This window comes from Pseudomonas sp. KCJK9111, assembly GCF_046231935.1.
GTDB lineage: Bacteria > Pseudomonadota > Gammaproteobacteria > Pseudomonadales > Pseudomonadaceae > Aquipseudomonas > Aquipseudomonas parafulva_B.
In genome coordinates this window covers 14,657-35,054 of sequence record NZ_JBJJMO010000001.1, presented here as the reverse complement: position 1 = coordinate 35,054, position 20,398 = coordinate 14,657, and the positions used below count along the sequence as shown (strand labels likewise).

At 60.9% G+C, this 20,398-nt stretch carries 21 protein-coding genes and 2 tRNA genes; 15 read left to right on the top strand and 8 right to left on the bottom strand.

Features of this window, described 5'->3' with window-relative positions:
- Positions 1-15 precede the first annotated feature (15 nt).
- Complete coding sequence (ahpF, locus tag ACK59L_RS00215) at positions 16-1,578, top strand: alkyl hydroperoxide reductase subunit F (RefSeq protein ID WP_196142141.1); 1,563 nt, start codon at positions 16-18, stop codon at positions 1,576-1,578.
- A gap of 146 nt (positions 1,579-1,724) precedes the next feature.
- On the top strand, positions 1,725-1,913 hold the full coding sequence (locus tag ACK59L_RS00210; protein WP_058603364.1) for a hypothetical protein: 189 nt from the start codon (positions 1,725-1,727) through the stop codon (positions 1,911-1,913).
- Positions 1,914-1,916: 3 nt separating this feature from the next.
- On the opposite strand, the gene ACK59L_RS00205 is transcribed toward ACK59L_RS00210, so the two are convergent.
- From ACK59L_RS00205 to nhaR, 3 genes are all read right to left on the bottom strand, one after another.
- Entirely contained in the window at positions 1,917-2,564 is a 648-nt protein-coding gene (locus tag ACK59L_RS00205; RefSeq protein WP_409271100.1) for a YceH family protein, read from the bottom strand.
- Positions 2,565-2,639: 75 nt separating this feature from the next.
- Positions 2,640-3,851 carry a serine/threonine transporter SstT gene (sstT, locus tag ACK59L_RS00200; RefSeq protein ID WP_409271098.1) on the bottom strand — a complete coding sequence of 404 codons (1,212 nt, stop codon included), beginning with the start codon at positions 3,849-3,851 and terminating at the stop codon, positions 2,640-2,642.
- An 84-nt stretch (positions 3,852-3,935) separates the two neighbouring features.
- Complete coding sequence (gene nhaR / locus ACK59L_RS00195; protein WP_409271096.1) at positions 3,936-4,829, bottom strand: transcriptional activator NhaR; 894 nt, start codon at positions 4,827-4,829, stop codon at positions 3,936-3,938.
- A 132-nt stretch (positions 4,830-4,961) separates the two neighbouring features.
- On the opposite strand from nhaR, the gene ACK59L_RS00190 reads away from it, so the two are divergent.
- Positions 4,962-5,201, top strand: coding sequence for a hypothetical protein (locus tag ACK59L_RS00190; RefSeq protein WP_058603360.1), 240 nt, complete (start codon positions 4,962-4,964; stop codon positions 5,199-5,201).
- 29 nt (positions 5,202-5,230) lie between these two features.
- Entirely contained in the window at positions 5,231-5,983 is a 753-nt protein-coding gene (locus ACK59L_RS00185) for a TerC family protein (RefSeq protein ID WP_027916097.1), read from the top strand.
- Between the two features lie 49 nt (positions 5,984-6,032).
- Here ACK59L_RS00185 and ACK59L_RS00180 read toward each other — a convergent pair whose 3' ends face one another.
- A complete protein-coding gene (locus ACK59L_RS00180) occupies positions 6,033-6,209 on the bottom strand; it encodes a hypothetical protein (protein ID WP_182138758.1) in 177 nt (58 codons plus the stop codon).
- A 222-nt stretch (positions 6,210-6,431) separates the two neighbouring features.
- Between ACK59L_RS00180 and ACK59L_RS00175 the strand changes: the two genes are divergently transcribed.
- Entirely contained in the window at positions 6,432-7,115 is a 684-nt protein-coding gene (locus ACK59L_RS00175) for a peptidase C39 family protein (protein WP_409271094.1), read from the top strand.
- A gap of 135 nt (positions 7,116-7,250) precedes the next feature.
- On the opposite strand, the gene ACK59L_RS00170 is transcribed toward ACK59L_RS00175, so the two are convergent.
- Positions 7,251-8,534 carry an NAD(P)/FAD-dependent oxidoreductase gene (locus tag ACK59L_RS00170; RefSeq protein ID WP_409271092.1) on the bottom strand — a complete coding sequence of 428 codons (1,284 nt, stop codon included), beginning with the start codon at positions 8,532-8,534 and terminating at the stop codon, positions 7,251-7,253.
- A 199-nt stretch (positions 8,535-8,733) separates the two neighbouring features.
- Between ACK59L_RS00170 and ACK59L_RS00165 the strand changes: the two genes are divergently transcribed.
- From ACK59L_RS00165 to ACK59L_RS00155, 3 genes are all read left to right on the top strand, one after another.
- Positions 8,734-8,810: transfer RNA gene (locus ACK59L_RS00165), tRNA-Val, on the top strand.
- Positions 8,811-8,968: 158 nt separating this feature from the next.
- Positions 8,969-9,045: transfer RNA gene (locus ACK59L_RS00160), tRNA-Val, on the top strand.
- 133 nt (positions 9,046-9,178) lie between these two features.
- Positions 9,179-9,748 carry an SPOR domain-containing protein gene (locus tag ACK59L_RS00155; RefSeq protein ID WP_409271090.1) on the top strand — a complete coding sequence of 190 codons (570 nt, stop codon included), beginning with the start codon at positions 9,179-9,181 and terminating at the stop codon, positions 9,746-9,748.
- Positions 9,749-9,766: 18 nt separating this feature from the next.
- Here the strand turns inward: ACK59L_RS00155 and ACK59L_RS00150 are convergent, their stop codons facing one another.
- Positions 9,767-10,456 (bottom strand): endonuclease, encoded by a 690-nt coding sequence (locus ACK59L_RS00150; RefSeq protein WP_182138755.1) that lies wholly within the window; start codon positions 10,454-10,456, stop codon positions 9,767-9,769.
- Between the two features lie 6 nt (positions 10,457-10,462).
- Complete coding sequence (locus tag ACK59L_RS00145; RefSeq protein WP_058603354.1) at positions 10,463-10,708, bottom strand: DUF1654 domain-containing protein; 246 nt, start codon at positions 10,706-10,708, stop codon at positions 10,463-10,465.
- A 266-nt stretch (positions 10,709-10,974) separates the two neighbouring features.
- On the opposite strand from ACK59L_RS00145, the gene ACK59L_RS00140 reads away from it, so the two are divergent.
- Positions 10,975-12,972, top strand: a complete 1,998-nt coding sequence (locus ACK59L_RS00140; protein ID WP_409271292.1) for a TonB-dependent receptor family protein — start codon at positions 10,975-10,977, stop codon at positions 12,970-12,972.
- A 48-nt stretch (positions 12,973-13,020) separates the two neighbouring features.
- Here ACK59L_RS00140 and ACK59L_RS00135 read toward each other — a convergent pair whose 3' ends face one another.
- On the bottom strand, positions 13,021-14,109 hold the full coding sequence (locus ACK59L_RS00135) for an asparaginase (protein WP_409271087.1): 1,089 nt from the start codon (positions 14,107-14,109) through the stop codon (positions 13,021-13,023).
- Positions 14,110-14,485: 376 nt separating this feature from the next.
- Between ACK59L_RS00135 and ACK59L_RS00130 the strand changes: the two genes are divergently transcribed.
- The 6 genes from ACK59L_RS00130 to rbsD are packed head-to-tail and all read left to right on the top strand — an operon-like array spanning position 14,486 to position 20,350.
- Entirely contained in the window at positions 14,486-15,445 is a 960-nt protein-coding gene (locus ACK59L_RS00130) for a sugar ABC transporter substrate-binding protein (RefSeq protein ID WP_409271085.1), read from the top strand.
- Between the two features lie 20 nt (positions 15,446-15,465).
- A complete protein-coding gene (locus ACK59L_RS00125) occupies positions 15,466-17,019 on the top strand; it encodes a sugar ABC transporter ATP-binding protein (protein WP_409271083.1) in 1,554 nt (517 codons plus the stop codon).
- Positions 17,016-18,011 carry an ABC transporter permease gene (locus ACK59L_RS00120; protein ID WP_058603349.1) on the top strand — a complete coding sequence of 332 codons (996 nt, stop codon included), beginning with the start codon at positions 17,016-17,018 and terminating at the stop codon, positions 18,009-18,011. The genes ACK59L_RS00125 and ACK59L_RS00120 overlap by 4 nt, the downstream gene beginning before the upstream one ends.
- Before the next feature lie 3 nt (positions 18,012-18,014).
- A complete protein-coding gene (locus ACK59L_RS00115) occupies positions 18,015-19,037 on the top strand; it encodes a LacI family DNA-binding transcriptional regulator (protein ID WP_409271081.1) in 1,023 nt (340 codons plus the stop codon).
- A gap of 9 nt (positions 19,038-19,046) precedes the next feature.
- Positions 19,047-19,955, top strand: a complete 909-nt coding sequence (rbsK, locus tag ACK59L_RS00110) for a ribokinase (protein WP_409271079.1) — start codon at positions 19,047-19,049, stop codon at positions 19,953-19,955.
- Entirely contained in the window at positions 19,952-20,350 is a 399-nt protein-coding gene (rbsD, locus tag ACK59L_RS00105) for a D-ribose pyranase (protein WP_409271077.1), read from the top strand. Before rbsK ends, rbsD begins: the two co-directional genes overlap by 4 nt.
- Positions 20,351-20,398: the final 48 nt, after the last annotated feature.

The following is a 20,398-nucleotide window of genomic DNA, read 5'->3' as shown; positions in this document are numbered from 1 at the left end:
AAGGAAATCGCCCGTATGTTGGACGCCACGCTTAAATCGCAACTGAAAACCTACCTGGAGCGGGTCACCCAGCCGATCGAGATCGTTGCTTCCCTCGACGACGGTGCGAAGTCCCGCGAATTACACGACCTGCTGGTGGAAATCGCCGGCTTGTCCAGCCTCATCACCCTGCGAGCCGATGGCGACGACGCCCGCCGCCCTTCGTTCTCGCTCAATCGCCCCAACGGCGACATCAGCCTGCGTTTCGCCGGCATTCCCATGGGCCACGAGTTCACGTCCCTGGTGCTGGCGCTGCTGCAAGTGGGCGGCCACCCCTCCAAGGCCAGCCTGGAAGTGATCGAGCAGATCCAGGCGCTGGAAGGGGAGTTCAGCTTCGAGACCTACTTCTCGCTGTCCTGCCAGAACTGCCCGGATGTGGTTCAGGCATTGAACCTGATGGCGGTGCTCAACCCCAACGTACGCCATGTGGCCATCGACGGTGCACTGTTCCAGGCTGAAGTCGATGCCCGCCAGATCATGGCCGTGCCCAGCGTGTACCTCAACGGTGAGGTGTTCGGCCAGGGGCGCATGGGCCTTGAGGAAATTCTTGGCAAGATCGACACCAACGCCGGCGCGCGTCAGGCCCAGAAGCTCAATGCCAAGCAGGCGTTCGATGTACTGGTCGTGGGCGGTGGCCCGGCAGGTGCCTCTGCCGCCATCTATGCAGCGCGCAAGGGTATCCGCACCGGCGTGGCCGCCGAACGGTTCGGTGGGCAGGTGCTCGACACCATGGCCATCGAGAACTTTGTGTCCGTGCATGAAACCGAAGGCCCGAAACTGGCCACCGCGCTTGAAGAACACGTCAAGCAGTACGAGGTGGACATCATGAACCTGCAGCGCGGTGAAGCACTGATTCCGGCTACCGACGGCGGCCTGCATGAAGTGCGCATGGCGAGCGGGGCTTCGCTCAAGGCCAAGACCGTCATCCTGGCCACCGGCGCTCGATGGCGCGAGATGAATGTACCGGGTGAACAGCAATACCGTGGCCGCGGCGTGGCCTACTGCCCGCACTGCGATGGCCCATTGTTCAAGGGCAAGCGCGTGGCGGTGATTGGTGGCGGTAACTCCGGCGTGGAAGCGGCGATCGATTTGGCAGGTATCGTGGCGCAGGTGACGTTGATTGAATTCGATAGCCAGCTGCGTGCCGATGCGGTGCTGCAACGCAAGTTGCACAGCTTGCCTAACGTGACGGTCATCACCCAGGCATTGACCACCGAAGTGATCGGCAATGGCGAGAAAGTGACTGGCCTGCGCTACAAGGACCGGACCAGCGACATCGAACATGAGCTGGCGTTGGAGGGAATTTTCGTTCAGATCGGTCTGTTGCCGAACACCGATTGGCTCAAAGGCACCGTTGAACTGTCGGCACGCGGCGAAATCATCGTCGATGCCAAGGGGCAGACCAGTATTGCGGGCGTGTTCGCTGCAGGTGACGTGACGACGGTGCCCTACAAACAGATCGTGATCGCCGTTGGCGAAGGGGCGAAGGCGTCTCTGGCCGCCTTCGACCACCTGATCCGCACCTCGGCCCCTGCATAAGCGACATTTCGGCAGAGCCGCAACCCTCGCATGCACTGGCCGTGCTCTACGGCGCAGCGCATGCGTGGGTTTTGTCATGGGCCTGGCTAAACCCCCGTGGCATGAGGGTGTCTATGCTTACATGCAGACCCTTCAGGAGCCACGCCATGACCCTGATCAGCCGCGAACCCTGGTGGCTAGTGCCGCCAAAGCCTGGGCAGACTGAACAAGACCTGCACTGGGGCTACCTTGAGATCTACAGTAACGGCCACACCGTATTCGTCGATCAGCGCCCAAGCGATCGTGAAATGGCCGAGCGCAAGAGCTGCCGCAACTTCCCCAAATCAGACCGTTGAAGCCTAGCCGCCAAGTGCGTCCAGGCGAGCTTCCAATGCAGCGATACGCGCTTCCAGTGCTTCGATTCGATCCTGCGCGGCCGCGCCGGTACCGCTGCGCGTTGGACCTTCCTGCTGCCTTGCGGCCAGAATGGTTTCGATTTCTGCCGGGTCACCCAACCCATGCGTGTAACGGTCTTCCCGCTGACCGGCCTGACGCGGCAGGTGCACGGCCAAGTTACGTGATACCAGGCGCTCGAGCTGGTGGCGGACCTGGTCAGTGTCGTCGAAGTCGTGCAGGCGGTTGCTGCGGGCTAGCAACTCGCTGAGGGTCTGCGGGCCACGCAGGAACATCAGCCCCATCAGCACCAGCTGTGCAGGCACCAATTCCAGCGCCTTGTCCACCCGGTGTTCCCAGCGGTCGGCGCGGCTGCCCATCTGCAGGCGTGCCATCTGCTGTGCTTCGAGGTTGCGCAGCGCCTGGCCCACTTGGCCCTGGGTAAGGTTCATCACCGGTTCGCGGCTGGTCTTTTGGTTACAGGCCAGGAGCAGGGCGTTGAGGGTGAGTGGGTAGCTTTCCGGGCTGGTGGCCTGTTTTTCGATCAGCGAGCCGAGCACGCGAATCTCGACGCTGTTCAAGCGACCTTCAGTGGGGGTGTCTTGCTCGGACATGGCCCTGTCTCATTGCTGGGAAAAGGCCATTAGCGTAGGTAAATGAGGGGAGGGCCGCAAGACGGCCCGGCTGAATCAGGCGCTGCGGCGCTCCTCGGCCTGGCAAGCGGCTGCAGTGAACAGCACGTCGGTGGAGGAGTTGAGTGCTGTTTCGGCAGAATCCTGCAGCACGCCGATGATGAACCCCACCGCCACGACCTGCATGGCGATTTCACTGGGAATACCGAACAGGCTGCAGGCCAGCGGGATGAGCAGCAGGGAACCGCCGGCCACGCCTGACGCACCGCAAGCACAGACCGCCGCTACCACACTGAGCAACACGGCCGTGGGGAGATCCAAGGGAATGCCCAAAGTGTGCACCGCCGCCAGCGTCAATACGGTGATGGTGATTGCAGCGCCGGCCATGTTGATCGTGGCCCCCAGCGGAATGGATACCGAATAAGTATCCTCATGCAGCCCAAGCCGTTCGGACAACGCCATGTTCACAGGGATATTGGCTGCCGAACTGCGGGTGAAAAATGCAGTAATACCGCTTTCGCGTAGACACAGCAGGGTGAGCGGGTAGGGATTGCGACGGGTTTTCCAGAACACGATCAGCGGGTTCATGACCAGGGCGACGAACAGCATGCACCCGATCAGCACCGCCAGCAGGTGCAGGTACCCCAGCATCGCTTTCAGCCCGGACTGAGCCAAGGTGGCGGTGACCAGGCCGAAGATGCCCAGTGGCGCAAAGCGAATGACAATGCGCACGATCAGCGTAACGCCATTGGACAGGTCGTCGACCACCTTGCGGGTGGTGTCACCGGCGCGGCGCAATGCGATGCCCAGGCCGATCGCCCAGGTCAGTACGCCGATGAAATTAGCGTTGAGCAGCGCGTTGATCGGGTTGTCGACCGCACTGAGCAGCAGGTTCTTCAACACCTCGCTGATGCCGCCCGGTGCACTTAGGGTGGCATCGGCTGTGTTCAGTACCAGGTGCGAAGGAAACACCATGCTGGCAACCACCGCCACGACAGCCGAGGCGAACGTGCCGAGCAAGTACAGCCACAAGATGGGACGGATGTGGGTTTCCTGTCCGTGTCGATGATTGGCAATCGATGCCATGACCAGGATGAATACCAGCACGGGTGCCACCGCCTTCAAGGCACTGACGAACACCGTACCGAAAAAGCCCAGGTCGCGGGCGACGGCTGGCGCGATCAGGGCAAGGGCGATACCTGCCACCAGACCGATCACGATTTGCGTCACCAGGCCGGTGCGGTTGAGAAGGCGAAGGAGCGGTGTCATGCGCAGCGAGGTCCCGAAATCTGAAAAGGGCTGGACTTTACCATAGACCTTGGCCAGGCACTTGCTGGCCGTTGTCAGGAAACGCTACCAGTTGAACAGTTCGCGTCGTGCCCCTTCGGTGATGGCAACGATGCCAGGATGCTTGACCTTGCGCTCGACTGAAATGGCGTAGAAGGACTCGTTCACGGCCTCGGTTTGCCCGATCAGTTGTACGCCATATTGGCGACACACTTCTTCGGCAATCACGCTGGGCGCCACGAAGATGCCACTGCCAGACTGCCCGAACGCCTGCATCAGGGCACTGTCGTCGAACTCCCCGACGATTCGCGGTTGAATGTGTTGCTCACCGAGCCAGCGCAGAAGGCGGCTGCGCAGTACGGTTTCCTGCCCGGGTATGAGCAGCGGCGCATCGTGCAGGCATTCAGGAAACGGACCGGCATGCCGAGCGGCTAATGCTGGGGTGGCAAAAAAGCTCAGGCCACATTCGCCCAGTTTCTGGCTATAACCTTTGATGTCCAGGTGCGGCGGCATCGGGCTGTCTGAAATGACCAGGTCCAGCCGCTGAATGGCAAGGTCGGCCAAAAGCCGCTCCAGCTTGTCCTCACGGCAGTTGATGCGCAGCACATTCTCAAGCTCCATGGTCGGTGCCAATAATCGATAGACAATGGATTTGGGCACCACGTCAGCCACCCCGACCCGGAACAGGATCTGCTCCTGGGGGCCGGCACGCAGCATGGCTTCAAGCTCTCCCCCTAGCTGGAACATCTGCTCGGCGTACGTGAGCGCCTGGCGTCCGGTTTCAGTCAATTCCAATTGCCGACCAACCCGCTGGAATAACTCGACGCCATAAGCCTGTTCCAGCAGCGTGATCTGCCCGCTGATGGTCTGTGGCGTCAAGTTCAATTGCTCGCTGGCGCGAACGATGCTGCCGGTTCGGGCTACCACCCAGAAGTAGTGAAGCTGGCGATAGTTAAGCATGAGCGCAAAGGCCAATTCGAAAAAACCGAAGTATATCGCTTGAAAATACGAATTTTACAGAAGTGTTGCGCCGACTAGAATCCATTTCATTCAGGCTGATACGAGCCTGCGCACATCATTCCGGAGGCGCCTATGCTGTATTTCAAATCAATGGGTACTGCGCTGGTCATGGGCATGACGCTGATAGTACTGGCCGGCTGTGATCAGGCTGAGAAGTCTGCGCAGCAGGTGCTTGACCAGGCAGCGAAGTCGGCCCAGCAGGTTATCGAGCAGACCAATCAGGCTGCCCAGCAGGCCTTGAGCGACGCGCTGGGGCCCGAGAAGCAAGAGCCCGAGCAAGATGACACCGCCTCCAAAACCCAGGACATTTGATCCCCAACCCGCGTGACAGGATGTGAACAATGGAATATTTGCTGGAACTTGCCGCTAGCCCCACAGCCTGGGTGGCGCTTGCCACGCTGGTGGCCATGGAAGTAGTACTGGGTATCGACAACCTGATCTTCATCTCCATCCTGACCAACAAGCTGCCCGTTGCGTATCGCTCCAAGGCACGTCGCATCGGCATCAGCATGGCACTGGTGATGCGTCTGGCACTGCTGAGCACCGTTGCCTGGATCGTGCAACTGACCGACCCTGTGTTCGAGGTGTTTGGCAACGCCTTCTCCTGGAAGGATGTGATCCTGATTGCCGGCGGCCTGTTCCTGCTGTGGAAGGCCACCAAGGAAATTCACGAGAACGTCGACCCACACGGTGCCAAGGAAGAGTCCAAGGCTTCTTCTACCGTCACCTTGGGCTTTGCCGCAGCGATTTTCCAGATTCTGTTGCTCGATATCGTGTTCTCGGTAGACAGCATTATCACTGCCGTAGGCATGACCGAACATTTGCCGATCATGATCATCGCAGTGATTACCGCCGTGATCGTGATGATGGTGGCGGCCGATCCGTTGGCCAACTTCATCAACGACAACCCTACCGTTGTCATGCTGGCGCTAGGTTTCCTGATCATGATCGGCATGACATTGATCGCCGAGGGGTTCGGCGCCCACGTGCCCAAAGGCTATGTGTATGCGGCCATGGCATTCTCGACCGCTATCGAGATTCTGAATATTCTGGCGCGTCGGGCACGCCTCAAGCGTGAGGCCAAGCAAGGATGACAGCAGGCGGGGCGCATGGCGCCCCATTCGCTGCATGCTTCAGGTGGGTTCAGTGCGCCGCTGCTGCGCGTGGAGCACGCCGTGCAGGGGCGGGTTGAGGGCGTGGCTGTGTTTGCGCAACGGGTTGAGCGTGCCGCCGTGCGATGCGCAGTACGCCCCAGAGCATGGCTGCCGCAACGCTGAGCCACATGCACACCAACATGATGATTGCCAAGGTCATATTCATTCGTGCCTCCATCTCTACGGCGAGCGCTTGATACGCCAGCGATTGCCTTCCAGACACTTGATTAGTGTAGCCCCTGCATCGGTACGTTCCATCGAATAACGCCTGCGGCGCCGAGCTGATTCGTCAACATACCCTGTCGGACTGTACCGCCGCCGTTGTGGGACCTATCATCGCGAACACAGCAGGGCGCTGCCTGCCCTGCGTTTGAGCAAGCGAGTACCCATGCCCACTTTCACCTCGTCGTCGCCGACCAAGGCCGTTCGTCAGCTCATCCTGGCGTGTTGGTTGGGTGTCACCTTGGCAGGTTGTGCCGGGACACCCTCTACCGCACTCCAGGGCCTGCCCCAGCGGGTGGAGCTCAGCAGCGTTCCGTTCTACCGCGGTAACGCCAACCACAGCGCAGCCATGGCATTGGCCGCGGTCCTGTCGCAGCAAGGTGCGCCCATCACGCCAGGGTTGCTCGATCAGCCGCTGAACCTGCCCATGGGCCTCGACAGCCTCGATACCAGCATTGCGCGCGTTGCGCGGGACTACGGGAGGGTGGTGTACCCCTTGGACAAGCGGCTCGATGCCTTGTTGACGCAGGTTGCCGCTGGAAACCCGGTGCTGGTTCGCTATCAGGACGGTTCGGCATGGTGGAGCGAACCCAGGTATGCGGTCTTGATAGGGTATGACCGATACAAACAGCGCGTGCTGATGCGTGCAGGCATGCAACGCCGCCTGGTGATGGCATTCGACGATTTCGCCTCTGCCTGGGCGAAGGAGGGGCGCTGGGCAATCCTGGTGCAGTCGCCGGGGCAGTTGCCGGCGAACGTCGATCGTCAGCGCTGGCTGCAGGCCGCTGACGAACTGGCGCGTGCGGGTCAGGAATTAGCGGCCAGGCAGGCCCTGGACAGCATCAAGTGAGACCGCTCGCCTCAAGGGTCACGCGGTCACTGTAAGAGCGGCCTTGACGGGGCGCCGGAGCGGCTGCGGCCCAGCGATCTCGAATGAACAGCATCACGCCAAGTGGCAGCCCTTTACGGGCTGCCATGCCTTAGCTCAGAAGCCCAGGCGGTCACGCAGGCTGTAGTACCAAGCGCCCAAGGCACTGAAAGGCACGCGCAGCATCTGACCGCCCGGGAACGGGTAGTGGGGCAGCCCGGCGAAGGCATCGAACCGCTCCGCCTGGCCACGCATCGCCTCGGCCAGGACTTTGCCTGCCAGGTGGGTATAGGTGACCCCGTGGCCCGAACACCCCTGGGAGTAATAGATGTTGTCACCGATCCGGCCTACTTGTGGCAGGCGCGACAACGTCAGCAGGAAGTTGCCGGTCCAGGCGTAATCGATCTTGACGTTTTTCAGCTGCGGGAAGGCCTTGAGCATCTTCGGACGGATGATCGCCTCGATGTTGGCCGGGTCCCGTGCCCCATATACCACGCCGCCGCCAAAGATAAGGCGCTTGTCACTGGTCAGGCGATAGTAGTCGAGCAGGTAGTTGCAGTCTTCGACGCAGTAGTCCTGCGGCAGCAAGGTGTGCGCCAGTTCATCGCCCAAGGGTTCGGTCGTGATGACCTGCGTACCGCAGGGCATGGACTTGGCGGCAAGCTCTGGGACCAGGTTGCCCAGGTAGGCGTTGCCCGCCACGATGATGAACTTGGCGCGCACTTTGCCCTGTGGGGTATGCACGACCGGGTTCGCGCCACGCTCGATGCGCACGGCCGGGGTTTGCTCATAGATGGTACCACCCAGCGATTCGACGGCAGCAGCTTCGCCGAGGGCCAGGTTGAGCGGATGGATATGACCGCCGCTCATGTCGAGCATGCCGCCGATATAGTTGTCGCAGGCCACCACTTCGCGGATGCGCTGTTGATCCATCAGCTCCAGCTGGTTGTGGCCGAAACGTTCCCATAGGCGCTTTTGCGATTCCAGGTGACCCATCTGTTTGCTGGTCAGTGCAGCGAAAACGCCACCATCCTTCAGGTCGCACTGGATGTTGTACTTGGCCACCCGCTCGCGGATGATGCGCCCGCCCTCGAAGGCCATTTCGCCCAGCAGCTGCGCCTGGCGGGCACCCACGGTGCGCTCGATGACATCGATGTCGCGGCTATAGCTGTTGACGATCTGGCCACCGTTGCGGCCCGAGGCGCCGAAGCCAACCTTGGCCGCTTCGACGACGCTGACCTTGAAGCCGTTTTCTAGAAGGAACAGGGCGCTGGACAAGCCGGTGTAGCCCGCGCCAATGATGCAGACATCGGTTTGCACCTCACCCTGCAGCGCCGGACGTGGCGGCACCGGGTTGGCCGAGGCGGCGTAGTAGGACTGGGGGTAGGGGGTGTTAGCCATGCTGCAGAACCTCGTGTTTTATATTTTTAACGAATGTAGCGATGCTATCAATAATAATAAACCCCCGCTAGTCATCCGCTGAAAATCGTGAACACCGCCTGCGTCTGACGCTTCTTTATAAAGAGTTTGCAATTCAGTGAGTTAGCGCAAAAAAAACTGTTGACACGCTTTTGTAATTACGTAGAATGCGCACCACGACAGGCACATAGCTCAGTTGGTTAGAGCACCACCTTGACATGGTGGGGGTCGTTGGTTCGAGTCCAATTGTGCCTACCAAATTAAAGAAGGGTGATCCGAAAGGGTCACCCTTCTTGCGTTTGGCGTGGGAAAGTTTGGCATGGCTCCCGTCCGAGCCGTGTTCGAAAGTTTATGATTTATATCGAAAAAAAGCTTTACAGGTGCTCAGCAGATCTCTAATATGCGCACCACACGACAGGCACATAGCTCAGTTGGTTAGAGCACCACCTTGACATGGTGGGGGTCGTTGGTTCGAGTCCAATTGTGCCTACCAAATCCCAGAAAGGGCGATCAGAAATGGTCGCCCTTTTTGCATGTCTGCTTGAATCAGCGTGTAACCTTTGGCCGCAGTCCGGTTCACGGCCTCGCGTGGTAGAATCCGCCTCTTCCAACCTGGAGGTAGACGCGTGCGCAAACTGGCGGTGGTAATGGCAGTCCTGGCCCTGGCGGGGTGTGACAACGAGGTGGAGGGCGTGCACAAGCGTGTGGCCGAACACCTGCAAAATCCCAAGACCGCCAAGTTCGGTAACGTGCGCATCGATACCCAGGGTACGATCTGCGGTCAGGTGCGTGGCAAGGACGATACCGGCCAATACCAGGCCTACCGCAGTTATGTGGCCATCAAACGCGACGGTCAGTACGAAATCATTGTCGACGACAATGGCAATAACCTGCGTATCCGGGAGCTGTGCGGGGGCGCCGAATTGCAGCGCCGTGCGCAGGCGCTCGAAGGTGAGCCCGCGCCTGAGGGCTGGGACGTCGAAGTCATCCAGGGCGCCAACATGGGTGCGCTCAGCGACATGACCGCGCGTCTGATCGAGAAGGGCATACCGTCTTCGGTGGAGTACCGGGACGGCAAGCCTGTGGTCCTGCTGGGGCCATTTCCGACCCGGGAGCAGGCGCAGGCCCGTCGCGATGAAGTCATGGCCAAGCTTGGCACCGATTCAGTGGTCATCCAGCACGGCGTAGCCCGCTAAGCGCTCGTAGCCGGTCGATCAGCTACACGCCTTGAGGTCGACCGGTCCCACGAACTCATTGCCGCGCCCCATCAGGCACCCAACCCGCTGGTTGCGTTGATATTCCCAGGGCTGCGGCGGATACGTCTTGTTCCACGCCTCGAATAGCTGACGGTCCTGCCTGGAGAGGCGCAAGTTGTATTGCTTGCTCATATAGAAGTAGGTGCGTGCAATCATGCCGCGGATCGAAGGCCGCGGCATGACCTTTCTGGCCTTGAAGTCCACTTGGGTAAGGCACTTGCCGTATTGCCCGCGTTGCTCTGGCAGCCAGCCGAAGCTGTAGTTGCTGCGGTCGCCGTTGACCTCTCCCACGCTTGGCACCAGGTTGTGCAGATCGGCTTCGGCGCGTTTGTATACCTCGTCGTGCTGCGAGCAGGCCTTGCGACCACCGCTCTGCCAGCACTGGCGCAGATGGCCGATTTGCCAGGCCGGCACGATGTGTTCCCACTCGATGCGTGAAGCGCGTTGGGCATTCTTGCGTGGTGCATACCCACATGAAGCCATATCGACTTTGTTGCCGTTGTATTTGCAACCGCAATAGAACTCGGTGGATTGTGGAGCGTAGAGTTGCCTGGCGACCTTCTTTGCCTCCTGGAACGTGCGGGGCGCATCGGCATGGGCAAGCGGAGCCATCAGCAGGCAGGCAGCTGCAATAAGCGAAACTCTCATGCGCGGTCAGTCTTCCTTGGGCACAGTCCAGAAAATCTGCACGCCGCCATCGTCACGGTGGGCGAGGGTGACATTGTCATTTTCGGCAATCTCGGCCAGCAACGTGTCCCAGTCTTCCGGTGTTTCCTGTTCCAGGCGAAAGATCAAAGCCGCCCGGCTGCGCTGGGCAATGGGGTTGTTGATGATTTTCTGGATGCGCATGCCCAATTGTTGGTAGCTGGCAGGTGAGGGCGAGGAGGTAGACACAGGCATTTCCTTGTTTTGCTGTATGCACGTACAGTATTTTACTGTAAGGGATTTCGCAACAGCTTGAAGGGAAAGTTCTGCGGCTCGTCCTCGTCATGTTCGCGATCCAGGCCAAGGTCTGCTGTAATAGCGGCACTTTCCGGAAATTGCTCATGTATCGATTGGTCTTACGCGTTACCTCTTCCACACACCTCGCTTTGCTGTTTGTCGGTGGTTTTACTGCTCACACTGAGGCCTGGGCCGACCCGTCGACCGCGATCGTTATCGATCCGATGGTCGTCACCGGCGCCTACGCCCCTACCAGCAGCTTCGACCTGCCGTTTTCGGTGGACACGGTCGACCTGTCCAATGGCACGAATGGCCAACTTGGCGTCAACTTGTCAGAGGTCCTGACCAAGGTCCCTGGCCTGGTGGTACAGAATCGCCAGAACTATGCCCAGGACCTGCAGATATCATCACGTGGCTTTGGTGCTCGCTCTGCATTTGGCGTACGCGGCATCAAGCTGCTCAGCGATGGTATCCCCGCCAGCACCCCGGACGGACAGGGTCAGGCAGCCACGCTGAACCTGGATGTGGCCGACCGCATCGAGGTATTGCGCGGCCCGGCCGCTACGCTGTATGGCAGCAACGCTGGCGGTGTCATCCAAATGTTCAGCCGTGATGGGGAAGGGCCGGCTCGCCTTGGTGCCGAAACAACATTTGGCAGCGATGGCTTTAGCAAACATCACTTGTCGGCGCAGGGGGGCAACGAGATCGGCGGATTCGTGCTGGATGCTTCGCGTATGGACACCGATGGTTACCGTGACCATAGCGCGGCCAAGCGCGACCAGACGTTCGCCAAGGTGCACATCAAGCCGGACGCCGATTCACGCCTGGCGCTGATTTACAGCAGCCTGGAACAGAACAACACGCAAGACCCGCTGGGTCAGCTTTGGTCCAGCTACAAGCACGACCCACGTTCGGTCGCTGATGGCGCAAGGGCCTACAACACGCGCAAGAGTATCGACCACCAACAGGTGGGCATGAACTACGAGCGCTACGTTGGCGACGCTACCCTTCAGTTCAATCTCTACGCGGGGCGCCGGAGCGTGGTGCAGTACCTGTCGATTCCTCGGCAGGTCGCTTCCAATAGTCAGCGCGGTGGCGGTGTGGTCGATTTTGACCGCGAGTTTCACGGCGGTACGCTGCGCTGGATTCAGCCAGTACTGGCCGTGCCTGGGCATTTCACGTTCACCGTGGGTGCCGACTACGACCAGAGTACGGATGACCGCAGGGGCTACCAGAACTTCCGTGGCGAGCAGCTTGGGGTCAAGGGCGAGCTCAAGCGCGACGAGAAAGACATTGCTACCAGCCTGGACCCGTATGTGCAGGCGCACTGGGAAATTGCCAATTGGACCAGCGAGCTGGGCGTGCGCTACAGCACCATGAAGATGAAGGTCGATGACCACTACCTGGAAAACGGTGACGCCAGCGGTGCCAAGCGCTATCAGCAGGCCAACCCGACGCTGTCTGTGATGTATGCCTTCACGCCTGATCTGCGTGGCTACGCCAGCCTAGGAAAGGGCTTCGAAACGCCTACACAGGCCGAAATGGCCTATGCGCCAGGCTTGCAGGAAAGCTTCAACTTCGGGCTGGAACCTGCCACCAGCAAGCAATATGAGCTAGGGGTGAAATATCGCCTGGGCGCCGCCACACGGCTGAACGCAGCCCTGTTCGAGATCCGTACGGATAACGAAATCGTGGTCGATAATGCCACCTACGGTCGCACCAGTTACCACAATGCCGGGCAGACCGTGCGCCGTGGTTTCGAAGCCAGCTTGCAGAGCGACCTTGCCGAGCGCTGGCAGACCACTTGGGTGTACACCCATACCGACGCTCGCTATGCCGACGACTTCAAGCAAGGCGGACAAGTCATCGACAGTGGCAACCGCTTGCCGGGTGTGCCGCGAGACAACCTGTATGCAGAAGTGGTGTGGAAACCCACCACGTCGGTCAGCATGGGGTTCGAGGGGCAGTACCGCAGCAAGGTGTTCGTTGAGGACAGCAACCAGCAGAAAGCTGCGCCCGCCTATGCTGTGTTCAACTGGCGCACGCGCTTCGAGCAACAGGTCGGCCCTTGGACGTTCCATCAGCTGGTGCGCCTGGACAACCTGTTCGACCGTCAATACGTGGGTTCGGTGATTGTCGGTGACAGCAACAAACGCTATTACGAGGCAGCCCCGGGGCGTTCATGGTACGCCGGTGCTGGCTTGGAATATCAGTTCAGATAGGGTGCCTGGTAACGCTGAAGCCGATGATCGGCTTCAGCGTTGATGGGATCAATATTCCCAGAAAATCCGCTGCAGCTCCTTGCTGTCCTGGGTCTTGGTCATGGCGACCATGGCCAGGATGCGCGCTTTCTGCGGGTTCAGGTCATGGGCCACTACCCAATCGTTCTTGTCGTCAGGCTGCTCGGCGTTGCGCAGCACGAAACCGCCCTGGTTGACGTGGGAAGAGCGAATGATCTGCACGCCGTTCTTGCGCAGCTCCTGCAGTGCAGGCACCACGCGCGAGGATACCGAACCGTTGCCGGTACCTGCGTGGATCAGCGCCTTGGCGCCGTTCTGTGCCAAGGCCTTGTAGGCGGTATCGGTCACGTTCCCGTAGCCATAGGCAATGTCCACCTGAGGCAGGCTGCTGATCTGCTTGATGTCGAATTCCGAATCCAGGGTGTGGCGCTTGGCTGGCAGGCGGAACCAGTAGGACTTGCCTTCCACAACCATGCCCATCGGGCCCCAAGCGCTTTTGAAGGCCTCGGTCTTGATGTTCACGGACTTGCTGACGTCACGGCCCGACTGGATTTCATCATTGAGCGTCACCAGCACGCCCTTGCCACGCGACTGCTTGTCGCTGGCGACGGCGACGGCGTTGTACAGGTTGAGCATGCCGTCTGCCGACATGGCGGTGCCGGGGCGCATGGAGCCGACGACCACGATAGGCTTGTCGGTTTTCTCGACCAGGTTCAGGAAGTAGGCGGTTTCTTCCAGGGTATCGGTACCGTGGGTGATGACGATGCCATCCACGTCCTTGCTGTCGGCCAGCTCAGCCACCCGCTTGCCCAGCTTGAGCAGATCGTCGTTAGAGATGCTCTCGGAGGCGATCTGCATGACCTGTTCGCCACGCACGTTGGCCAGCTCTGCCAGTTCAGGCACGCCGGCGATCAATTTGTCGACGCCCAACTTGGCGGCCTGGTAAGTAGCGCTATTGGCGGCGCTGGCACCGGCCCCGGCAATCGTGCCGCCGGTTGCCAGGATGACCACGTTGGCGAGCTTTTGCTGGGTCTTGGCTTGATCGGCCGAAACCGTAGCGGGCAGGATCAGCAGCAGGGCGAGTGCGCTGGGGGCAAAGGATTTCAGTGCGGCATTCATCGTTTTTGTGCTCTCTTCCTAATGAGATGGTTTTTAGTGCGTCGCGCAGTCGCTAAGGCATGTTCCGTACCAGATCGCCGATAGCCTCTGTAACAGCTGGTGACAGAGCGTTCGGGCAGGTTCATTCCTGCCGCGTGCGTTGATGAGGGTGACGTCTTGTTGGAGGCGTCGAATGACGTGCGCAATCAGGGCCGGAAGTATTTCATCCGAAAACCCGAATATTGGTAGGAAAACGTATTCGGTTATCCGGAAATTTACGGATAATCTCGCTCGGGTTTCAGCTGTAGGTATTTGACAAACGCTTGGCGCGTTCGCATAGTTACTCAGCGCAAACGTTTGCTTTCCGATAAAAAAACAAGATTCGGAGTCATCGCCCATGAAACTGCCGTTCCCAGGCCGCTTGCTGGCCGTCGCTGTTCTTTCGTCCTTGTCCATCGCCATGCCATTTTCGGCGGCTCATGCCGAAGACAAGCCCAAGGTGGCGTTGGTCATGAAATCATTGGCCAATGAGTTTTTCCGCACCATGGAAGACGGTGCCAAGGCCTACCAGCAAACCCACGCAGGCGAATTCGACCTGGTTGCCAACGGCATCAAGAACGAGACCGACACAGGCGAGCAGATCCGCATCGTCGAGCAGATGGTCAACGCCGGTGCCAAGGCGCTGGTGATCGCGCCGGCAGACTCCAAAGCCTTGGTCTCAGCTGTGAAAAAAGCGATGGACAAGGGTGTGGTGGTAATCAACATCGACAACCGACTTGACCCCGAGCTGCTCAAGAGCAAAGGCATCAGCGTACCCTTCGTAGGCCCTGACAACCGCAAGGGCGCGCGCCTGGTGGGCGAATACTTGGCCACGGAAAAACTCAAGGCGGGCGATCAGGTGGGCATCATCGAAGGCGTGCCGACCACGACCAATGCCCAGCAGCGTACCGCAGGCTTCAAGGATGCGATGGACGCTGCACAGATCAAGATCGTCTCCACGCAGAGCGGCAATTGGGAAATCGACAGAGGCAATGCCGTCGCCGCGTCCATGCTCAACGAATACCCTGATCTCAAGGCATTGCTGGCAGGCAACGACAGCATGGCCCTGGGTGCGGTCTCGGCGGTGCGCGCGGCTGGCAAGGCTGGCCAGGTGCAGGTGGTCGGTTACGATAACATCAATGCCATCAAGCCCATGATTGCCGACGGCCGCGTACTGGCCACGCTTGATCAGGCAGCCAGTCAGCAAGCCGTTTTCGGTATCCAGGCCGCGCTGAAAATGGTCAAGGGCGAGAAACCGGATGTGGATGCCGATAACGTCATCCAGACCCCGGTCGAACTGATCACGAAGCAACCTTGATGCTGCCAGGAGACACGGCGATGTCCGCATCGGCCCTTGACATGGTCCTGGCTGCCCGCGGCCTCGGCAAGACGTACGCCCAGCCAGTGCTGGGCGAGGTGTGCCTGGAGCTGCGTGCCGGCGAGGTGCTGGCCTTGACCGGCGAAAACGGCGCTGGCAAGAGCACCTTGTCCAAGTTGATCAGCGGCCTGGAAACCCCCACTGCCGGGCACATGCTCTACCGCGGGCAGGCCTATGCGCCGGCCAGTCGTCGCGAGGCCGAGCGCCTCGGCGTGCGCATGGTGATGCAGGAACTGAACCTGTTGCCCACCCTGACCGTGGCAGAAAACCTGTTTCTGGACAACCTGCCCAGCTGCCTCGGCTGGATCAGCCAGAAGCGCCTGCGCCAGATGGCCGTCGATGCCATGGCCCAGGTGGGGCTGGAGGCCATTGACCCCGATACCCCGGTCGCAGAGTTGGGCATCGGTCACCAGCAAATGGTCGAGATTGCCCGCAACCTGATCGGAGATTGCCACGTGCTGATCTTCGATGAGCCCACCGCCATGCTGACCGCGCGCGAGGTGGAATTGCTGTTCACCCAGATCGAGCGCTTGCGCGCCCGGGGGGTGGCTATCGTCTATATCTCCCATCGGCTCGAAGAACTGCAGCGCGTCGCTCAGCGTATCGTCGTGCTGCGCGATGGCAGGCTGGTATGCGACGAACCGATCCAGCGCTACAGCAGCGCCGAGTTGGTCAACCTGATGGTTGGGCGTGAACTGGGCGAACACATCGACCTGGGTCGCCGCTCGTTAGGTGGTCCACTGCTCAGGGTGGACAAGCTCAGCCGGGGCGAGAAGGTGCGGGAGGTGTCCTTTGAAGTCCGTGCTGGGGAGATCTTCGGTATCTCCGGGCTGATCGGCGCGGGCCGTACCGAGCTTCTGCGGTTGATCTACGGCGCCGACCGCGCCGACAGCGGTAGCATTGCCCTGGGCCAGCCGCCGCTGCCGGTCACCATCGATTCGCCAAAGTCCGCCGTCAACGCGGGTATTGCCCTGATCACCGAAGATCGCAAAGGCGAAGGCCTGCTGTTGAGCCAGTCGATCAGCGCCAACATCGCCTTGGGCAACCTGGGTGCGGTGTCGCGGGCTGGCGTCCTGAACCGCCAAGCCGAACGCGACTTGGCCGAGCGGCAAATACAGGCCATGCGCATTCGCAGTGCCGGCGCTGATCAGGTGGTCGGCGAGCTGTCTGGTGGTAATCAGCAGAAGGTGGTGATCGGCCGCTGGCTCGAGCGCGATTGCCAGGTCTTGCTGTTCGACGAGCCGACGCGCGGCATCGATGTCGGTGCCAAGTTCGACATCTACGGTTTGCTCGCCGAACTCGCTCGGCAGGGCAAGGCCCTGGTCGTGGTCTCCAGCGATCTGCGCGAGTTGATGCTGATCTGCGACCGCATTGCGGTCTTGTCTGCCGGTCGGTTGATCGACACCTTCGAACGTGACCACTGGACCCAGGACCAGTTGCTGGCGGCAGCCTTCGCCGGCTATCAGAAACGTGACGCACTGCTGCACCCTGCAGCCCCCAGGATGGACGCATGAAAACCACACCGCTCGAAAACCAAAGCGCTGCCCCGGCACGCCGCAGCGGCACCTACTTGGGCCTTGGTACTTACCTGGGGCTGGCCGGCGCCTTGCTGGCGATGATCGTGCTGTTCTCGATGCTGAGCAGCCATTTCTGGTCATACGGTACGTTCAGTACCCTGGCCAACCAGATACCTGACTTGATGGTATTGGCCGTGGGCATGACGTTCGTGCTGATCATCGGCGGCATCGACCTGTCGGTCGGTTCGGTGCTGGCCCTGGCCGCATCGACGGTCAGCGTGGCGATTCTTGGCTGGGGCTGGAGCATCGTGCCGGCTGCACTGCTGGGCATGGCGGTGGCCGCATTGGCTGGCAGCGTTACCGGCGTCGTCACCGTGGCCTGGCGCATCCCTTCGTTCATCGTCTCGTTGGGTGTGCTGGAAATGGCCCGCGGCCTGGCCTATCAGTTCACCGATTCGCGCACGGCCTACATCGGCGATGCCTATGCCTGGTTCTCCAACCCGATAGCCTTTGGTATATCACCCGCGTTCATCATCGCCTTGCTGGTGATCGTGATCGCTCACCTGGTGCTCACCCGTACCGTATTCGGGCGCTACCTGATCGGGATCGGCACCAATGAAGAAGCCGTGCGCCTGGCCGGTATCGACCCGCGCCCCTACAAGGTACTGGTCTTCGCCCTGATGGGGCTGCTGGCTGGCCTGGCTGCGTTGTTTCAGGTGTCGCGCCTGGAGGCGGCCGACCCCAATGCGGGCTCCGGCCTGGAGTTGCAGGTGATTGCCGCCGTCGTGATCGGCGGTACCAGCCTGATGGGTGGGCGTGGCTCGGTCATCAGCACCTTTTTTGGCGTGCTCATCATTTCCGTGCTGGCAGCGGGCCTTGCGCAGATCGGTGCCAGCGAGCCAACCAAACGCATCATTACCGGCGCTGTGATCGTCATTGCCGTGGTGCTCGACACTTATCGCAGCCGGCGCGCAGCCCGGCGGAACTGAACCATGGCAACCATCAAAGACGTCGCGGCCCTGGCAGGGATTTCTTACACCACCGTGTCCCACGTGTTGAACAAAACGCGTCCGGTGAGCGAGCCTGTTCGGCTCAAAGTCGAGGCCGCCATACGGGAGCTTGACTACGTGCCAAGCGCCGTCGCGCGGTCGCTGAAGGCACGCAGCACGGCCACCATCGGCTTGCTCGTGCCCAATAGCGTCAACCCCTATTTCGCCGAGCTGGCCCGCGGCATTGAAGACGCGTGCGAGCGCAATGGCTATTGCGTGATCCTGTGCAATTCCGACGACGACCCTCAAAAGCAGCGTAATTACCTGCGGGTGCTGTTGGAAAAGCGCATCGATGGGCTGGTGGTCGGGTCGGTAGGGCAGGATGACGACTTGTTGCAAAGCCTGGCAGAGGTGCGCACACCCATGGTCATCGTGGACCGAGAGCTCGAAGGCGTCGATGCCGACCTGGTGCGGATCGATCATGAGCTGGGCGCCTACCTGGCTACACGCCATCTGTTGGAGCTTGGCCATCGGGATATCGCCTATATCGGTGGGCCAGCAGAAACCGGGGTGACGCAGATGCGCCTGGGCGGTTTTCGTCGGGCCTTGGCCGAGGCGGGCGTCACCGTGGCCCCTGAGCGTGTGCGCCATTGTGACTTCACCAGCCCAGGCGGCCACGCTGCAGCTGCCGAGCTGCTGGCAGGGACGCGGCCGACGGCCATCTTTGCGGGCAACGACATGATCGGGTTCGGCGTATTGCGCGCAGCGGCCGAGCGCCACATCGACGTGCCGGGTGCGCTGTCGGTCATCGGCTTCGACGACATCGAGCTGAGCCGCTACGTCTACCCACCCTTGACCACTGTGGGGCAGTCCATCCGCGAGCTTGGCGAGAGCGCTGCGGCGCTGCTGCTGGCGCGTATCGCTCAGCCTTGCAATAGCCCAGCGCAGCAGCGCATCGTCACCCCGCGCATCGTATTGCGCGAGTCCACCGGGCCGCGCCCGGACCTGTTCAACGATTACCGCTAAGGAAACCGCATGAGTGCCAAGGTCGTGGTAGTCGGCAGCCTCAACATGGACCTGGTAGCGCGCGCTCAGCGCCTGCCACGGCCTGGCGAGACATTGGCCGGCGATACCTTCTTCACCGCTGCCGGAGGCAAGGGTGCCAACCAGGCCGTGGCGGTCGCGCGGCTGGGCGCCAGCGCGGCAATGATCGGCTGCGTCGGCGACGACGCCTACGGCTTGCAATTGCGCAATGCCCTGGAAGTGGAAGGCATTGATTGCCAGGGCGTGGTCACCTGCGCCGGCGTGTCCACGGGGGTGGCGATGATCACCGTCGACGCGGCCAGCCAGAACTGCATCGTCATTGTGCCTGGGGGCAATGGGTTGCTGGTACCCGACGCCGTAGCGCGCTTCGACGGCTTGCTGCAGGCGGCGCAGGTGATCATCTGCCAACTTGAAGTGCCATTGCCTACCGTGGCCTGGACCTTGGCCAGAGGCCGTCAGCTCGGCAAACGGGTGATACTCAACCCAGCGCCAGCAACAGGGCCGTTGCCCGCCGAATGGTTCAACCATGTCGACTACCTCACGCCCAACGAAAGCGAGGCCGAGGCGTTGACCGGTGTTGCCGTGCATGATCAGGCCAGCGCTTTGCTGGCAGGCACGCGCCTGCTCGCGCTGGGAGCTGGCAAAGTGATCATTACCCTCGGCGCCCAAGGTGCCTTGCTGATCACGCCCGATGGCCACCAGCATTATCCGGCACCCGTGGTAAAAGCCTCGGACACCACCGCCGCAGGGGACACCTTCATCGGAGGCTTTGCGGCGGGGTTGGTGCAGGGCCTGGAGGAGGGCGAGGCAATCCGCTTCGGGCAACGGGCGGCTGCCGTGTCGGTGACCCGGGCCGGCGCGCAACCTTCCATCCCCAGGCTCGCGGAGCTGCTGCCATGAAGAAGACGCCGCTGCTGAACATTGCACTGTCCCGGGCCATTGCCAGCATGGGCCATGGCGACATCCTGATCATCGGCGATGCCGGGTTGCCCGTACCGCACGGCGTGGAGCTGATCGACTTGGCTGTCACCCCAGGGCTGCCTGATTTTGCCAGTGTGCTGCGGTGCGTCTTGAGCGAGCTGCAGGTCGAGCGGCACGTGCTGGCCGAAGAGATACAAACCGTGGAGCCGCCGGCGTTTGCAGAAATCGAGCGCCTGAGCGACACGCTGGGCGAGCGTGACTACATGCCCCACGAAGCGTTCAAGGTGCTGTCGCGCAAGGCCCGTGCCATGGTGCGCACGGGCGAGTGCCAGCCTTACAGCAACATCGCCCTGGTGTCCGGTGTAACCTTCTGACACCGACGGTCCTTACTCGATATCCACTGGCAACAGGAGTGCCCTCGT

Coding starts and splice junctions, on each gene's coding strand:
- ACK59L_RS00140 (WP_409271292.1), top strand. CDS start 10,975: ATGGTCGTCACCGGCGCCTACGCCCCTACCAGCAGCTTCGACCTGCCG.
- ACK59L_RS00185 (WP_027916097.1), top strand. CDS start 5,231: ATGGAATATTTGCTGGAACTTGCCGCTAGCCCCACAGCCTGGGTGGCG.
- ACK59L_RS00175 (WP_409271094.1), top strand. CDS start 6,432: ATGCCCACTTTCACCTCGTCGTCGCCGACCAAGGCCGTTCGTCAGCTC.
- nhaR (WP_409271096.1), bottom strand. CDS start 4,829: ATGCTTAACTATCGCCAGCTTCACTACTTCTGGGTGGTAGCCCGAACC.
- ACK59L_RS00190 (WP_058603360.1), top strand. CDS start 4,962: ATGCTGTATTTCAAATCAATGGGTACTGCGCTGGTCATGGGCATGACG.
- sstT (WP_409271098.1), bottom strand. CDS start 3,851: ATGACACCGCTCCTTCGCCTTCTCAACCGCACCGGCCTGGTGACGCAA.
- ACK59L_RS00205 (WP_409271100.1), bottom strand. CDS start 2,564: ATGTCCGAGCAAGACACCCCCACTGAAGGTCGCTTGAACAGCGTCGAG.
- ACK59L_RS00115 (WP_409271081.1), top strand. CDS start 18,015: ATGGCAACCATCAAAGACGTCGCGGCCCTGGCAGGGATTTCTTACACC.
- rbsK (WP_409271079.1), top strand. CDS start 19,047: ATGAGTGCCAAGGTCGTGGTAGTCGGCAGCCTCAACATGGACCTGGTA.
- ACK59L_RS00170 (WP_409271092.1), bottom strand. CDS start 8,534: ATGGCTAACACCCCCTACCCCCAGTCCTACTACGCCGCCTCGGCCAAC.
- ACK59L_RS00130 (WP_409271085.1), top strand. CDS start 14,486: ATGAAACTGCCGTTCCCAGGCCGCTTGCTGGCCGTCGCTGTTCTTTCG.
- rbsD (WP_409271077.1), top strand. CDS start 19,952: ATGAAGAAGACGCCGCTGCTGAACATTGCACTGTCCCGGGCCATTGCC.
- ACK59L_RS00145 (WP_058603354.1), bottom strand. CDS start 10,708: ATGCCTGTGTCTACCTCCTCGCCCTCACCTGCCAGCTACCAACAATTG.
- ACK59L_RS00120 (WP_058603349.1), top strand. CDS start 17,016: ATGAAAACCACACCGCTCGAAAACCAAAGCGCTGCCCCGGCACGCCGC.
- ACK59L_RS00210 (WP_058603364.1), top strand. CDS start 1,725: ATGACCCTGATCAGCCGCGAACCCTGGTGGCTAGTGCCGCCAAAGCCT.
- ACK59L_RS00180 (WP_182138758.1), bottom strand. CDS start 6,209: ATGAATATGACCTTGGCAATCATCATGTTGGTGTGCATGTGGCTCAGC.
- ACK59L_RS00135 (WP_409271087.1), bottom strand. CDS start 14,109: ATGAATGCCGCACTGAAATCCTTTGCCCCCAGCGCACTCGCCCTGCTG.
- ACK59L_RS00125 (WP_409271083.1), top strand. CDS start 15,466: ATGTCCGCATCGGCCCTTGACATGGTCCTGGCTGCCCGCGGCCTCGGC.
- ahpF (WP_196142141.1), top strand. CDS start 16: ATGTTGGACGCCACGCTTAAATCGCAACTGAAAACCTACCTGGAGCGG.
- ACK59L_RS00150 (WP_182138755.1), bottom strand. CDS start 10,456: ATGAGAGTTTCGCTTATTGCAGCTGCCTGCCTGCTGATGGCTCCGCTT.